Annotated in this window: 11 protein-coding genes and 1 tRNA gene; 3 read left to right on the top strand and 9 right to left on the bottom strand. The window is 69.4% G+C overall.

The features are described from left to right. Nucleotides 1–3: 3 nt before the first annotated feature. Entirely contained in the window at nucleotides 4–1,800 is a 1,797-nt protein-coding gene (locus IE237_RS14630; protein WP_189802338.1) for a bifunctional metallophosphatase/5'-nucleotidase, read from the bottom strand. 114 nt (nucleotides 1,801–1,914) lie between these two features. Between IE237_RS14630 and IE237_RS14635 the strand changes: the two genes are divergently transcribed. Beyond that, entirely contained in the window at nucleotides 1,915–2,598 is a 684-nt protein-coding gene (locus IE237_RS14635; protein WP_189802339.1) for an SIMPL domain-containing protein, read from the top strand. A 146-nt stretch (nucleotides 2,599–2,744) separates the two neighbouring features. Continuing rightward, nucleotides 2,745–4,172, top strand: coding sequence for a pyruvate kinase (gene pyk / locus IE237_RS14640; protein WP_189802340.1), 1,428 nt, complete (start codon nucleotides 2,745–2,747; stop codon nucleotides 4,170–4,172). A gap of 74 nt (nucleotides 4,173–4,246) precedes the next feature. On the opposite strand, the gene IE237_RS14645 is transcribed toward pyk, so the two are convergent. After that, nucleotides 4,247–4,319, bottom strand: a tRNA-Leu gene (locus tag IE237_RS14645). Nucleotides 4,320–4,434: 115 nt separating this feature from the next. On the opposite strand from IE237_RS14645, the gene IE237_RS14650 reads away from it, so the two are divergent. Continuing rightward, nucleotides 4,435–5,088: an ANTAR domain-containing response regulator gene (locus IE237_RS14650; protein WP_189802341.1), complete on the top strand. Its 654-nt coding sequence runs from the start codon at nucleotides 4,435–4,437 to the stop codon at nucleotides 5,086–5,088. A 111-nt stretch (nucleotides 5,089–5,199) separates the two neighbouring features. Here the strand turns inward: IE237_RS14650 and IE237_RS14655 are convergent, their stop codons facing one another. From IE237_RS14655 to IE237_RS14685, 7 genes are all read right to left on the bottom strand, one after another. Beyond that, nucleotides 5,200–5,916, bottom strand: coding sequence for an ABC transporter ATP-binding protein (locus IE237_RS14655; protein WP_189802342.1), 717 nt, complete (start codon nucleotides 5,914–5,916; stop codon nucleotides 5,200–5,202). Beyond that, on the bottom strand, nucleotides 5,913–7,037 hold the full coding sequence (locus tag IE237_RS14660) for an ABC transporter ATP-binding protein (RefSeq protein ID WP_189802343.1): 1,125 nt from the start codon (nucleotides 7,035–7,037) through the stop codon (nucleotides 5,913–5,915). Before IE237_RS14660 ends, IE237_RS14655 begins: the two co-directional genes overlap by 4 nt. A gap of 3 nt (nucleotides 7,038–7,040) precedes the next feature. After that, nucleotides 7,041–8,870, bottom strand: a complete 1,830-nt coding sequence (locus IE237_RS14665; RefSeq protein WP_189802344.1) for a branched-chain amino acid ABC transporter permease — start codon at nucleotides 8,868–8,870, stop codon at nucleotides 7,041–7,043. 4 nt (nucleotides 8,871–8,874) lie between these two features. After that, nucleotides 8,875–9,804 (bottom strand): branched-chain amino acid ABC transporter permease, encoded by a 930-nt coding sequence (locus IE237_RS14670; protein WP_189802345.1) that lies wholly within the window; start codon nucleotides 9,802–9,804, stop codon nucleotides 8,875–8,877. A 103-nt stretch (nucleotides 9,805–9,907) separates the two neighbouring features. Continuing rightward, on the bottom strand, nucleotides 9,908–11,140 hold the full coding sequence (locus tag IE237_RS14675) for a branched-chain amino acid ABC transporter substrate-binding protein (RefSeq protein ID WP_189802346.1): 1,233 nt from the start codon (nucleotides 11,138–11,140) through the stop codon (nucleotides 9,908–9,910). A gap of 531 nt (nucleotides 11,141–11,671) precedes the next feature. Next, nucleotides 11,672–12,175 carry a hotdog fold thioesterase gene (locus IE237_RS14680; protein WP_189802347.1) on the bottom strand — a complete coding sequence of 168 codons (504 nt, stop codon included), beginning with the start codon at nucleotides 12,173–12,175 and terminating at the stop codon, nucleotides 11,672–11,674. Nucleotides 12,176–12,237: 62 nt separating this feature from the next. Then, complete coding sequence (locus IE237_RS14685; RefSeq protein WP_189802348.1) at nucleotides 12,238–14,520, bottom strand: FdhF/YdeP family oxidoreductase; 2,283 nt, start codon at nucleotides 14,518–14,520, stop codon at nucleotides 12,238–12,240. Nucleotides 14,521–14,604 lie beyond the last annotated feature (84 nt).

A 14,604-nucleotide genomic window follows, 5' to 3' on the forward strand; every position in this document is an offset into this window, starting at 1 on the left:
CGACTAGAAGACCGGCACGCCGTCCCGGGTCAGCTTCCAGTCCACCGACGCGAAGGTGCCCGGGTCGACCGTCCCCTTGGCCTTCACCCACTGGATGATGGTGTTGCGGATCTCGTCCGAGTTGGCCCACAGCTGCTGGGCGCCCGCGACGTGCGGGAACGCGCCGCCGCCGCTCGCCCGGTAGTTGTTCACCGCGAGGACGAACTTCGCCGCCGGGTCGAGCGGCTTGCCCTCGAAGGACAGGCCGGTGATCCGCTGACCGACCGGCTTCGCGATGTCGATGTCGTACGTCAGACCGGACACGGCGTCGTAGTTGTAGTCCGGCGTGGCGTCCGCGTTCGTGAGCTTCGCGGTGTCGACGGGCGCGCCCGCCGGGGTCTGGACGTAGTACTTCGCCGAGTACTCCAGGTAGTCCTTCAGCTGGGCGCCCGTCAGCAGGCGGGCCTCCAGGGTGTTCTCGAAGGGGTAGAGGCCGGCGGCGTCCTTGATGCTGATCTCGCCGGCCGGGATCCGGGCGGTGCGGGAGAAGCAGGAGGCCTGCGAGAGCACCGGCAGGCCGGCGTACGCGCCGCCCGCGAGGGCCGCCTTCACCGTCTCGGCCTGGACGACGTTGATCAGGTCGATGATCGGCTCGTCCTTCCACGGCGCGTCGGCCGTGGTCATGGCGGCCGTGGAGGTGCCGATGACCTGGTTGACGTACGCGACGACCTTCTTGTGCTCGTCCGAGAGCAGCCCGGTGATCTCCGGGTCCTCGGCGACCGTGTTGGAGTTGAGGACCTGGGCGCCGACCTTCTCGACGACCCAGCGGCCCTTCTCCCACACCAGGTCGAAGTCGAAGAGGGTGAGGCGCTGACCCCACTTCAGGGGCTCGGACAGGACGACGTCCTTGCCGGTCTCCTTGTTCTTCACCCGGTACTCGGGGATCTCGGTGTGCGCGTGGCCGACGAGGATCGCGTCGATGCCCGGCACCTGCTCGGCGACGAGCCCGGCCGCGTTCTCGATGTACGGGAGCTGGTCACCGTACGAGGAGGTGCCGCTGGAGCCGGAGTGCGCCGAGACGACCACGACGTCGGCGCCCATGGAGCGGAGCTTCGGCACCCACTTCGCGGCCTGCTCCTCGAGGCCGGGGAAGACCATCTTGCCGGTGACGTTCGCCTTGTCCCAGATGGCGATGCCCGGGTTGGTCAGGCCGAGGACCGCGACCTTGACGTCCCTGCCGTGCGGGGTGCACAGCCGGTGCATGCTGTACGGGGCGAAGGCCGGGCGCAGGGTCTTGGCGTCGAGCGCGTTGGCGCCGAGCAGCGGGAAGTCGCACTGCTCCTCGAACTTCCGCAGCACCGGGATGCCGTAGTTGAACTCGTGGTTGCCGAGCGCGGCGGCGTCGTAGCCGATGGCGTTCATGGCCTGGGCCATGGGGTGGACGGGGCCGCGGCGGGCGGTGATCGGGTCGACCTTGGCGTAGTAGTAGGACAGCTGGGTGCCCTGGATGGTGTCGCCGGCGTCGATGAGCAGGGTGTTGCGGCGGCCCTTCGCCGCGCGGACCTGGTCGACGAGCGTGGAGATCTTGGCGAGGCCGACGTCGTTGTGGGCCTTGTCGTCGAACTCCTTGTCCGTGAAGTAGTCCCAGTTGAAGACGTTGCCGTGCAGGTCGGTGGTGCCCATCACGGTGAACGAGTACCGCTTGGCCGGCCGGGGGCGGGCTTCGTGGGCCTCGGCGGGGGCGGCGACCCCCGCGGTGAGAGCGACTCCGGCTCCGACGGCGGCAGAGCTCTCCAAGAAGGCCCGGCGGTTCAGCGGCATGTGTTTCTCCCCTATGTTTCGGCGCCGGCCATGGCGCACAACGCGCGTAGATTCTGGCTCAGAAGCAACCGTCGCAACAGACCTGTCGGGTTACGGAGTGGGAAAGTGTTCGGTATGACACACCCACACCCCACCCCCGACGCGCCCCAGGTGACAGTCCGTGGAGAAGGCCGTCTGGAGGTCGAGCCGGAGCTCGCCCGGATCTGGCTGACGGTCTCCGCGCGGGGCACGGACCGCGCGGAGACGCTCGCCGACCTCACCCGCCGCAACGCCCGGGTGCTCGACCTGGTCAAGGCGCTTGGCGACGCGGTCGAGAAGCTGGAGACGGGCGGGTTCTCGATCTCCCCGGAGCTGGCCCGGAAGGGGCGCGGCGAGCGCGTGCACGCCTATACGGGCCGGGTGCGGGTGACGGCCGAGCTGACCGACTTCACCGCGCTCGGCGAACTGGTGACCCGGCTCGCCGACCTGGAGATGACGAGCGTCGACGGCCCGTGGTGGGAGCTGCGGCCGGCCTCCCCGGCGTACGCGGAGGCGGGCCGGCTCGCGGTCGAGGAGGCGGTGCAGCGGGCGCGGGCCTACGCGGAGGCGCTCGGCACCTCGCTCTCCTCACTCCTCGAACTGTCGGACGCGGGTCTGGCCCAGCCCCCGATGCCGAGGCGCGCCGGGTTCGGCGCGGCGGCGGTGGCCTACTCGGCGGAGGCGGCCGTCGAGGCGCCTCCGCTGGACCTCGAACCGCAGCGGCAGACGGTGACGGCCGAGGTCGTGGCCCGGTTCACGATGAGGCCGCCCGCACTCTGAGACGGGCGCCCGGGTGGCGCGAAAATCGCTCATCGGAGCACCCCGGCGCACAGATTCAAGACTTGTCAACAACCTTTCATGGAAAGGTTGTTGAGTAGTCATGCCGAGCCAATTTCCTACTGGTGGGTAAGGCCTAGGCTCGACTCATGCGCCGAGCGAAAATCGTTTGTACCCTTGGGCCCGCCACAGAAACATACGACCAGATCAAGGCGTTGATCGAGGCCGGAATGGACGTGGCCCGCTTCAACCTCAGCCACGGCAGCTATGCCGACCATGAGAAGCGCTACCAGCACGTGCGCGAGGCCGCCGACGAGACGGGCCGCAGCGTCGGTGTCCTCGCCGACCTTCAAGGCCCGAAGATCCGCCTCGGCCGCTTCCGTGAAGGTCCCGTACTCCTTGAACGCGGCGACGAGTTCACCATCACCGTCGAGCCGGTGGAGGGCGACCGCCACTGCTGCGGCACGACCTACTCCGGCCTCGCGGAGGACGTGACCGCCGGTGAGCGCATCCTCGTCGACGACGGCCGCGTCACCCTGGAGGTCGCCTCCGTCGACGGCCCCCGCGTGCACACCCGGGTGATCGAGGGCGGCATGGTCTCCGACCACAAGGGCCTCAACCTGCCCGGGGTCGCCGTCTCCGTCCCCGCCCTCTCCGAGAAGGACATCGAGGACCTGCGCTGGGCGCTGCGCATCGGCGCCGACGTCATCGCCCTCTCCTTCGTCCGCAGTGCCCGGGACATCGACGACGTGCACCGGATCATGGACGAGGAGGGCCGCCGGCTCCCCGTCATCGCCAAGATCGAGAAGCCGCAGGCCGTCGAGAACATCGACGAGATCGTGGCTGCCTTCGACGGCATCATGGTCGCCCGCGGCGACCTGGGCGTCGAGATGCCCCTGGAGCAGGTGCCGATCGTCCAGAAGCGCGCCGTGAAGCTGGCCAAGCGCAACGCGAAGCCGGTCATCGTCGCCACCCAGATGCTCGACTCGATGATCGACAACTCCCGCCCCACGCGCGCCGAGGCGAGCGACGTGGCGAACGCGGTCATCGACGGCACGGACGCCGTGATGCTCTCCGGTGAGACCAGCGTCGGCCGCTACCCGATCGAGACGGTCCGCACCATGAGCCGGATCGTCGAGGCCGCCGAGGAGGACGTCCTCGCCAAGGGCCTGCCGCCCCTCACCGAGCGGAACAAGCCCCGTACGCAGGGCGGAGCGGTGGCCCGCGCGGCCGCGGAGATGGGCGACTTCCTGGGCGCCAAGTTCCTCGTGGCCTTCACCCAGTCCGGCGACACCGTCAAGCGGCTCTCCCGCTACCGCTCGCCGATCCCGCTGCTCGCCTTCACCCCGGACCCGGCGACCCGCTCCCAGCTCAACCTCACCTGGGGCGTCGAGACCTTCCTCGGTCCGCACGTGGACTCCACGGACGCGATGGTGGCCCAGGTCGACGAGGAGCTGCTGCGGATCGGCCGCTGCCGGCCGGGCGACATCGTGGTCATCACGGCGGGCTCCCCGCCGGGTGTCGCGGGCTCCACGAACCTGGTCCGGGTCCACCACATCGGTGAGTCCCTGACGTAGGGGGGAGGGGCGGCGGGGACGGTCGAGGACCTTGATCGGCCCATTCGTCTCAAACCTTGGAATCAAAGGTAAAGTGCCCCGGGTGGGATTCGAACCCACGCTGTATGGTGTTTGAGACCACTGCCTCTTCCGCTGGGCTACCGGGGCATCCTTCGAAACGAAGGTCGGTGATCACCCGCCGTGTCCCTACCTTACAGGAGGTAGGTAGGCTCATGGGGAGCTGTATCCGCCTCGGAACGAGGCCATCGAACGAGGAGCCCGCGTGACCGCCCCCGAGTCGCCCCAGCCCGCCGACGACGCCGAGTCGTCGCACGTCCCGCCGCTGACGACCCGCGTCGTCATCGCCGAGGACGAGGCCCTCATCCGCCTCGACCTCAAAGAGATGCTGGAAGAAGAGGGCTACACGGTCGTCGGCGAGGCAGGGGACGGCGCCAAGGCCGTCGAGCTCGCCCGTGAGCACCGCCCCGACCTCGTCATCCTCGACGTGAAGATGCCCGTCCTCGACGGCATCTCGGCCGCCGAGAAGATCGCCGGCGAGTCCATCGCCCCGGTCCTCATGCTGACCGCCTTCTCGCAGCGCGAGCTCGTCGAGCGGGCCCGGGACGCCGGTGCCATGGCGTACCTGGTGAAGCCGTTCAGCAAGAGCGACGTGGTGCCGGCCATCGAGATGGCCGTCTCCCGCTTCGCCGAACTCCGCGCCCTGGAGAAGGAGGTCGCCGACCTCTCCCAGCGCCTGGAGACCCGCAAGCTCGTCGACCGCGCCAAGTCGATCCTGCAGACCCAGTACGGGCTGACGGAGCCGGCCGCGTTCCGCTGGATCCAGAAGACCTCGATGGACCGCCGCATGTCGATGCAGCAGGTCGCCGAGGCCGTCATCGAGGACGCCGAGGAGAAGAAGGCGGCCAAGGGGCAGTAGCCGCCCCTCGCCCGGCCCCCTCCGCCCGGCCCCCTCCGCCCGGCCCCCTCGGCACGGACACGAGAAGGCCCGCCCCACGACACTGTGGGGCGGGCCTTCGGTTCGTGGTGCTCAGTCCTCGCCGAGGTACGCCTTGCGGACGGACTCGTCGTGGAGCAGGTTCTGCCCCGTGCCCGAGAGCACGATCTTGCCGATCTCCATGACGTGACCGTGGTCCGCCAGGGCGAGCGCGGCCTGGGCGTTCTGCTCGACGAGCAGGATCGTGGTGCCCTGGGCCTTCAGCTCGGCGATCGTCGCCATGATCTTCTGCATCATGATCGGCGAGAGACCCATCGAGGGCTCGTCGAGCATGAGCAGCTTCGGCTGGGACATCAGCGCCCGGCCCATCGCGAGCATCTGCTGCTCACCGCCGGAGAGCGTGCCCGCCGCCTGCTTGCGACGCTCGCCCAGGATCGGGAAGAGGTCGTAGGAGCGCTGGACGTCCTTGGCGATGCCGGAGGTGTCCTTCCGGAGGAAGGCGCCGAGGAGGAGGTTCTCCTCGATCGTCATCCGCGGGAAGATGTGCCGGCCCTCGGGGGAGTGGGCCAGACCCAGCGAGACGATCTTGTGCGCGGGGATCTTGCGGAGGGACTTGCCCTCGAACTTGATCTGGCCGCCGACCGGCTTGAGGAGCCCGGAGAGGGTCCGCAGGGTGGTGGTCTTCCCGGCGCCGTTGGTGCCGATGAGGGTGACGACCTCACCGGCGTCGACGGAGAAGGAGATGCCCTTGACGGCCTCGATCTTTCCGTAGGCGACGCGCAGGTCCTCGACTTCGAGCAGTGCGGTCATGCGTCGTTCTCCTTGCCCGAAGCAGGGTCGTGCTTGGTGTCCTCCGACGGGGTGTCCTCCGAGGGCGCCTCGTCGGTCTCCTCGGCGGCGTCCTCCGAGGACTCGTCGGCGTCGGAAGCCTCGTCCGAGGGGGCCTCGTCGGCCGGAGCCTCGTCGGCCGGAGCTTCGGCCTCGGCGGCCGGTGCCTCGTCCTCGTCGGCCGGTGCGTCATCCGAGGGAGCCTCGTCGGCCGGGGCCTCGTCGGTCCCGTCGGCCTCGGGGGTCTCCGGGGCCTCCTCGGCGGCCGGAGCCGGCGCGGGGGCCGCCTCCGACTCGACCGGCTCCCCCAGGTACGCGGCGATGACCCGCTCGTCGCCCTGGACGGTGGCGCTGTCGCCCTCGATCAGCTTCTGCCCCTGGACGAGCACGGCGACCCGGTCGCAGAGGTTGAAGATGAACCGCATGTCGTGCTCGATGACGAGCACGGCGACGCCCATGTCCCGGATCTTGAAGATGAGTTCCTCCGCCGCCCGCGTCTCCTGCGGGTTCATGCCGGCGGTGGGCTCGTCGAGCAGGATCAGACCGGGGTCGCTCGCGAGGGCGCGGGCGATCTCCAGCTTGCGCTGCTCTCCGTACGGGAGGTTCTTGGCGAGGTGCTGCGCCTTGTCCTGGAGGCCGATGAACTCCAGGAGCTCCATGGCCCGCTGCTCGGCCTCGGCCTCGGTCTTCTTGAAGCCGGGCAGGCGGAGCAGGGCGGCCCAGAGGCCCTGCTTCATCCGGGTGTGACGTCCGACGAGGACGTTCTCCAGGACGGTCATGTTGTGGAAGAGCCGGATGTTCTGGAAGGTCCGGGCGATGCCCGCGTTGGTGACCTTGTAGGACGTCGGCGGCAGGACCTGGCCCTTGTACCGGACCTCACCCTCGGTGGGGACGTAGAGGCCGGTGAGGCAGTTGAAGAAGGTGGTCTTGCCGGCACCGTTGGGGCCGATGAGGCCCACGATCTCGCCGCTGTTGACGGTGAGGTTCACATCGCGCACGGCGGTGAGGCCGCCGAAGCGCATGGTGACCCCGCGCGCGTCGAGGACGGTCTCGCCGACTGCCGGCGCGCTGGTGGCGTCGGCGGACTGGGTGGTGGTCGTCATGGTTCAGGCACCTGCCTTGGCGAGCGTGGCGGGCGTCTCGTCCTTCTCGTGGAACTCCAGCTGGTTGCGCCGGTTGGCGATCATGCCCTCCGGGCGGAAGCGCATGAGCAGGATCAGCGCGACGCCGAAGGCGAGGAGCTGGTACTCGCCCATGAACTGGAGCTTGTTCGGGATGAGGAAGAGCAGCGAGGCACCGACCAGCGGACCGCTCATCGTGCCCATGCCGCCGAGGACGACGGCCGCGAGCAGGAAGGCGGAGTTGGGCGGGATGGGGCCGGCGAAGAGGTACTGCTCCGGGGTCACCGTGTAGGTGACGTGGGCCTGCACGGTGCCGGCGAGGCCGGCGAGCGAGGCGCCGAGCGCGAAGGCGATGAGCTTGACCCGGAAGCCGTTGATGCCCATGGCCAGAGCCGCGGTCTCGTCCTCGCGGATGGCGACCCAGGCGCGGCCGATGCGGGAGTTGCCGCTGCGCCGGAAGACCAGCACGACGACCGCCATGATCAGCAGCATCAGGAAGAAGTAGTTGGCGAAGCGGCCGATCGTGAACCCGGCGATCACGTGCTCGGCGCCGAAGTCGAAGCCGAGGATGTTCAGGTTCGGGATGGACGCGATGCCGTTGGAGCCGTTGGTGATGTCCGGACCGGAGGTGCCGTCGGTGTTCATGACGGCGATACGGAAGATCTCACCGAAACCGAGCGTCACGATGGCGAGGTAGTCGCCGCGCAGCCGCAGGGTCGGGGCGCCGATGAGGACACCGAAGACCAGGGAGGCTCCGGCGCCGACCAGGATGGCGGCCCAGAAGGGGAGGTGCACGCCGAACGGCGAGGTCGGGGCGCCCGAGACGAGGGCGGCCGCGTAGGCGCCGACGCCGAGGAAGGCGACGTAACCGAGGTCGAGGAGACCGGCGAGGCCGACGACGATGTTCAGGCCCAGGGCGACCGTGGCGAAGATCAGGATGTAGACGCCGAGCGTCGCGTACTGGTCGTCGGTCTGGGTGAAGGGGAAGAGCGCCGCAGCCGTGAACGCCCCCGCGATGGAGAGGTTCTGGTGCTTCTTGGTGAGCTGCGCGGCCTGCTGCATGAGGCCCGACTTGTTGACCGCGGCGAAGCCGAGGCCCGCAGTGATCAGGAAGCCGAGGAACAGCTCGTCGTACTCCGTGCCGATGCCGTAGGTGAAGACACCGAGCGCCACGGCGAGGATGCCCGTGATGATCAGGATCTCGACGGAGGAGTGCATCGAGGGCAGCCGGCGCACGGGAGCGGTCGCGAAGGCGGCCTTGAACGAGTCCCAGCCGTTGCCCGCGCGGTGCTTGAACTGGTCCCAGCCGGTGTCCTCCGGGTCCACGGGCAGCACCTTGGGCCGCTCGAAGGGGAGGGCGAGCGCGCCGAGGAGGGCGAGCAGGCTGGCGAGCGCGACGATCGCGCCGCCCGGCTCCAGGTTGACCGGACCGCCGAGCGTGACGCTGATGGCGCCGACGGTGAACCAGGCGATGGCGAAGTTGGCGAGGGCGGCCAGCTTGAGAGCCGCGTCGCCGCCGGCCGGGGTCAGCCAGCGGGTGCCCTTGACGCCGTAGGAGGAGAGGGCGAAGAGGGTGGTGAGCAGGCCGGTGACCAGGACCTGCATCTGAAGGCCGCCGGGGGAGCCGTAGAACGTGAGGTCGCCCGGGAAGCGGGGGGTCCAGGTCCAGGCGGTGAAGCAGCTGGCGACGCTGAGGATGCCGCCGCCCAGGGTGAGGGCGCGGGCGATGCCGACCGGCACGAAGCCGATGAGTCCGGTCGCCACGGCCGGCTCGGGCGCCGCGGGCGCCGTCGAGTTCTCGGAGATGGTGGTCATGGTGTCACGCCCTGTCCGCGACGCGCTCGCCGAGCAGGCCTTGTGGCCGGGCGAGGAGTACGACGATGAGGAGTACGAAGGCCCAGACGTCGGCCCAGGACTGGCCGCCGAGCTGATCCATACCGGGGATGTGGCTGACGTACGCCGTCGCCATGGTCTCGGCGATACCGAGGACGACTCCGCCGATCATGGCTCCGTAGATGTTGCCGATTCCGCCGAGGACGGCGGCCGTGAAGGCCTTGAGTCCGAGGAGGAAGCCCATCTTGTAGTCGACGACGCCGTACTTGAGGCCGTAGGCGACGGCGCCGACCGCGGCCATCGCGGCACCGAGGGCGAACGCGATCACGATGATCCGGTCGGTGTTGACGCCCATGAGCTTCGCGGTGTCCGGGTCCTGCGCCGTGGCCTGCATGCCGCGCCCGGTGCGGGTGCGCATGACGAAGAAGGCGAGGAAGGCCATGCAGACGGGGGCGGCGACCAGGAGGAAGACGTCGCCGGTCTGGATGGTGACCGGGCCGAGCTCGATCGGGCCGCCGGGGATCTGCGGGAAGGTCCGGGCGGACTTCGCCTCCGGGTAGAAGGCCCAGACGGCCTGCTGGAGGGCGAGTGAGAGACCGATGGCGGTGATGAGGGGGGCGAGGCGTGGGCCTCCGCGGAGCGGACGGTACGCGAGCCGTTCCGCTCCGACGGCTATCGTCGTCGCGACGAGTACGGCACCGATGATCATGAGGGGCAGAGCGACCCACATGGTGGTGCCACCGGGAAGGATGAGCCAGACCGTGAGGGCCCCGAAGCCGCCGGTCATGAAGATCTCGCCATGGGCGAAGTTGATGAGCTGGACGATGCCGTAGACCATCGTGTAGCCGACGGCGACGAGCCCGTACATGGATCCCAGTAGCAGGCCGTTGACCAGCTGCTGCGGCAGTTCGTTCACCGCATTGTCCTCCGAGACTTTCGACGGATGTGACACCGCGCGGGGGGCCTGGTGTGGCGCCCCCGCGCGGTGAAGGTGGTGCTGAGAGGTGGGGCTGCTGAGGTCAGCCGCCGAAGGTGCCGGACTTGACCGGCTTGAACGCGCCGCCCTCGACCTTGTAGACCGTGAGCTGCTTGTTGGTGGTGTCACCGAACTCGTCGAAGGCGACCGAACCGGTCACGCCCTCGAAGGAGACGCCCTGCATGGCCTCGACGACCTTGGCGCGCTCGGGGACCTTGCCGCCGTTGCCCTCGGTGGCCTTCTTGACGGCCTCGATGATCGCCCAGGTCGAGTCGTAGGCGTAGCCGCCGTAGGCCTCGTAGGCCTCCTTGTAGTTCTCGGCCTTGTAGTTGGCCAGGAACTCCTTGGCGGAGGGGAGGCTCTCGATCGGCGCGCCGACCGAGGTGGCGATGTCGCCGTCGGCCGCGGCCGGGCTGGCGAGCTTCACGTACTCGGGGCTGAAGATCGCGTCGCCACCGACGACGGTGACCTTCGCGCCGGCCGCCTTGATCTGCTTGGCCAGCGGGCCGCCGGCCGGGTACTCGCCACCGTAGTAGACGACGTCGGCGCCGGAGCTCTTCACCTGGGTGGCGACGGCGCTGAAGTCCTTGGTGTCCGGGTTGATGTGCTGCGTGCCGACGACCTTGCCGCCGAGCTTCTCGAACTCGCCCTTGAAGGTGCCCGCGAGGCCGGCGCCGTAGGTCTTCTTGTCGTCGATGATGAAGGCCTTGGTCTTCTTGGCCTCCTTGAAGACGTACTGGGCGGCGAACGGGCCCTGGATGGCGTCCGTGGTGGCCGTGCGGAAGTACGACTTGTAGCCGCGCTTCTTCTCGCCGGTGCTCCAGTTGATGCCCTGGCTCAGCGACGGGTTGGTGTTGGCCGGGGAGACCTGCACCAGCTTCGCGTCGTCGAAGACCTTCTGCATGGACTCGGCGACACCGGAGTTCAGCGGGCCGACGACGCCGAGGACGGACTTGTCGGCGACGAACTTCGTCGCGTTCTGCTGGCCCGAGGAGGGCTGCGCCTGGTCGTCCAGGGACTCCAGCTTGAAGGTCACGCCCTTGACGTAGGACTTCTTGTTGGCCGTCTTGACCGCGAGGTCGGCCGAGTTCTTGATGCCGAGGCCGAGGGCGGACAGCTCACCCGTGAGCGGGGCGTCGAGACCGATGGTCACGGTGACGTTGCCGCCGTCGCCGTTCTCGGCGCCGCCCTTGTCGTCACGCGAACCACAGGCGGTGAGCGTGAGCGCTCCCGCGGTGACCGCGGTGGTGAGTATGAGCAACGAACGGTTTCGCACGAAGGGTCCTTTCCCTGGCGCGGCCCCCTCGGGATGAGGCGGTGCCGTGAAGCAGAGGAACGAGGGGTGCCGTTTTGGAACGCCGGGCCGTACTGGGTTGGTACAGGGCCGTGCAGTAGGACGCGCCCGGCGGCGCGGTGACTGGCGGTGACTCTAAGCGCAGGTGGGGAGGGTCGGGGAGCGGCGAGGACAGGATGTGACTGTCTTGTTATGCCGACGGGGAAAGAGTGTGCGCGTCGACTGGGAAAACCGGGGCATAGCGGCCTGTAATGCAGTGTTCACATACTGAGAACGCGCAGTTCCGCTAAGGGGCTTGAGGGAATCTTGGTCCTGTCGCATGCTCCGGCCGACTCTCCGGATATCGGACAGTGGCAGAAACCTGAGCGGACGGAACGACTCTGCCGCCCCGCGTGTTTTCACATCGTGCGAAGATCACGGAGAGTGATGGCGGACGGGGTGGGGGCGGTGCGGGAGAACGCCGAAGGGGCGGCACCCGTAGGTGCCGCCCCTTCGTGGTTCGTCGGTCGCGCGTCAGGCGCCCGCGGCCGCCCCCGCCTCCGGCAGGTTCCCCGCGTCCTTCGCGGTGACCTCGCGCAGCAGGCAGGTCAGCCGCGCCGAGCACACCCGCTTGCCCTGCTCGTCGCTGATCACGATCTCGTACGTGGCGGTGGTCCGCCCGCGGTGGACCGGGGTCGCCACGCCGGTCACCAGGCCGCTGCGGACCCCGCGGTGGTGGGTGCAGTTGAGGTCGACGCCGACGGCGATCTTCGAGACCCCGCCGTGCAGCATCGAGCCGACCGAACCCAGCGTCTCGGCGAGCACCGCGGAGGCGCCCCCGTGCAGCAGCCCGTACGGCTGGGTGTTGCCCTCCACCGGCATGGTGCCGACGACCCGCTCGGCCGAGGCCTCCAGGATCTGGACGCCCATCCGGTTCCCCAGGTGTCCGGCCGAGAAGAGCGCCGGGAGGTCGACGCCCAGCGCCGCGTACTCGTCGATGACCTCCTGCGGGAACTTCACATGCTGCTGCTCACCCATGGGCCCGGCTCCGTTCGTCTTCGTACGGCTGCTTGTCGCGTCGCGACCGCCTGAGCAAACGCTTAGGCGGACTGTGATTGTTCCAGACGCACGATCACGGACTTGCTGGCGGGGGTGTTGCTGATGTCCGCCGTCGACTCCAGCGGGACCAGGACGTTCGTCTCCGGGTAGTAGGCCGCCGCGCACCCCCGTGACGTCGGGTAGTGCACCACCCGGAAGCCGGGCGCCCGCCGCTCGGTGCCGTCCGTCCACTCGCTCACCAGATCCGTGTACGCCCCGTCCGCGAGGCCGAACGCCGCCGCGTCCTCGGGGTGCACGAGCACGACCCTGCGGCCGCCCCTGATCCCCCGGTAGCGGTCGTCCAGACCGTAGATCGTGGTGTTGTACTGGTCGTGCGAGCGCAGCGTCTGCAGCAGCAGCCGGCCCTCGGGCACCCTCGGATACTCGACGGGAGCGGCCGTGAAGTTGGCCTTGCCGGTCTTCGTGGGGAAGCGGCGCTCGTCGCGCGGGGCGTGCGGCAGCGCGAAGCCGCCCGGGCTCGCCGCGAGACGGGCGTTGAAGTCCTCGAAACCGGGCACCACGCGCGCGATGCGGTCCCGGATCGTGGCGTAGTCCGCCTCGAACTCCTCCCAGGGCGTGGCCGATCCGTCGCCGAGGACGGCCCGGGCCATCCGCGCCACGATCGCCGGCTCCGACAGCAGGTGCGGGCTCGCCGGCGGCAGGTTGCCCCGGGAGGCGTGCACCAGGCTCATCGAGTCCTCGACCGTCACGAACTGCCGGCCGGCGCGCTGCGTGTCCTTGTCGGTGCGGCCGAGCGTCGGCAGGATCAGCGCGCGCGTGCCCGTCACCGCGTGCGAGCGGTTCAGCTTCGTCGAGACGTGCACGGTCAGGCGCGCGTTCCGCATGGCCGCCTCCGTCACCTCCGTGTCGGGCGTCGCCCCCACGAAGTTGCCGCCCATCGCGAAGAACACCTTCGCCTCGCCGTCGCGCAGCGCCTGGATCGAGCGCACCACGTCGAAGCCGTGGTGCCGCGGCGAGACGATCCCGAACTCCTTGTCCAGGGCGTCCAGGAAGGCGGGCGCGGGGCGCTCGAAGATGCCCATCGTGCGGTCGCCCTGCACGTTCGAATGGCCGCGCACCGGGCACACGCCCGCGCCCGGCCGGCCGATGTTCCCCCGCAGGAGAAGGAAGTTGACGACCTCGCGGATGGTCGGCACGGAGTGCTTGTGCTGGGTGAGGCCCATCGCCCAGCAGACGATCGTCCGCTCCGAGGCGAGCACCATCTCCAGGGCCCGCTCGATCTCGGAGCGGCTCAGCCCGGTCGCGGCGAGCGTCTCGTCCCAGTCGGCCGCCTTCGCCGCAGCGGCGAACTCCTCGTACCCGTGGGTGTGTTCGCGTACGAACTCCTCGTCGACCGCCCCGGCCGTCTCCAGGACCAGCTTGTTGAGCAGGCGGAAGAGGGCCTGGTCGCCGCCGATCCGGATCTGCAGGAAGAGGTCGGTGAGCGCCGCGCCCTTGAGCATGCCCTGCGGGGTCTGCGGGTTCTTGAAGCGCTCCAGACCCGCCTCCGGCAGCGGGTTCACCGAGATGATCCGGGCGCCCGAGGCCTTCGCCTTCTCCAGGGCCGAGAGCATGCGCGGATGGTTCGTCCCGGGGTTCTGCCCGGCCACGATGATCAGGTCGGCCCGGTGCAGGTCCTCCAGGGAGACGCTGCCCTTGCCGATCCCTATCGTCTCGGTGAGCGCCGAGCCCGAGGACTCGTGGCACATGTTGGAGCAGTCCGGCAGGTTGTTCGTGCCGAACTCGCGGGCGAAGAGCTGGAGCAGGAACGCCGCCTCGTTGCTCGTCCGCCCCGAGGTGTAGAAGAGCGCCTCGTCGGGGGAGGCCAGGGCCCGCAGCTCCTCCGCGATGATCGCGAACGCCCGCTCCCAGCTCACCGGCTCGTACCGCTCGCCGCCCTCCGGGAGGAGCATCGGCTGCGTGATCCGGCCCTGCTGCCCCAGCCAGTAGCCGCTGCGGGTCGCCAGGTCCGCCACCGGGTGCGCGGCGAAGAACTCCGGGGTCACCCGGCGCAGCGTCGCCTCCTCGGCGACCGCCTTCGCGCCGTTCTCGCAGAACTCCGCCACATGCCGCTTGTCGCCCTCCGGCCAGGCGCAGCCGGGACAGTCGAAGCCGTCCTTCTGATTGACCTTGAGCAGGGTCCGCGCGGTGCGCCGCAGGCCCATCTGCTCCTGCGCGATCCGCAGCGTGTGCCCGATGGCGGGCAGGCCGGCGGCGGCGTGCTGCGGCTCCGTGACCTGCGGTGCGTCCTGGACCGGGTCACCGGCGGGCGGCTTGCTGACCATCGCGCTCTCCCTTGAGCGGTAATACCTGTGGCGTACGTCTCCGATCCTGTCACGCGGCACCGACAGCCCGGCACCCCGACCGGT

This window comes from Streptomyces tanashiensis (assembly GCF_014648895.1).
Lineage (GTDB): Bacteria > Actinomycetota > Actinomycetes > Streptomycetales > Streptomycetaceae > Streptomyces > Streptomyces tanashiensis.

What these genes read in the sequence shown, in the direction of transcription:
- IE237_RS14665 (WP_189802344.1), bottom strand. Translation starts at nt 8,870, where the DNA reads ATGACCACCATCTCCGAGAACTCGACGGCGCCCGCGGCGCCCGAGCCG.
- IE237_RS14635 (WP_189802339.1), top strand. Translation starts at nt 1,915, where the DNA reads ATGACACACCCACACCCCACCCCCGACGCGCCCCAGGTGACAGTCCGT.
- IE237_RS14680 (WP_189802347.1), bottom strand. Translation starts at nt 12,175, where the DNA reads ATGGGTGAGCAGCAGCATGTGAAGTTCCCGCAGGAGGTCATCGACGAG.
- IE237_RS14630 (WP_189802338.1), bottom strand. Translation starts at nt 1,800, where the DNA reads ATGCCGCTGAACCGCCGGGCCTTCTTGGAGAGCTCTGCCGCCGTCGGA.
- IE237_RS14660 (WP_189802343.1), bottom strand. Translation starts at nt 7,037, where the DNA reads ATGACGACCACCACCCAGTCCGCCGACGCCACCAGCGCGCCGGCAGTC.
- pyk (WP_189802340.1), top strand. Translation starts at nt 2,745, where the DNA reads ATGCGCCGAGCGAAAATCGTTTGTACCCTTGGGCCCGCCACAGAAACA.
- IE237_RS14685 (WP_189802348.1), bottom strand. Translation starts at nt 14,520, where the DNA reads ATGGTCAGCAAGCCGCCCGCCGGTGACCCGGTCCAGGACGCACCGCAG.
- IE237_RS14655 (WP_189802342.1), bottom strand. Translation starts at nt 5,916, where the DNA reads ATGACCGCACTGCTCGAAGTCGAGGACCTGCGCGTCGCCTACGGAAAG.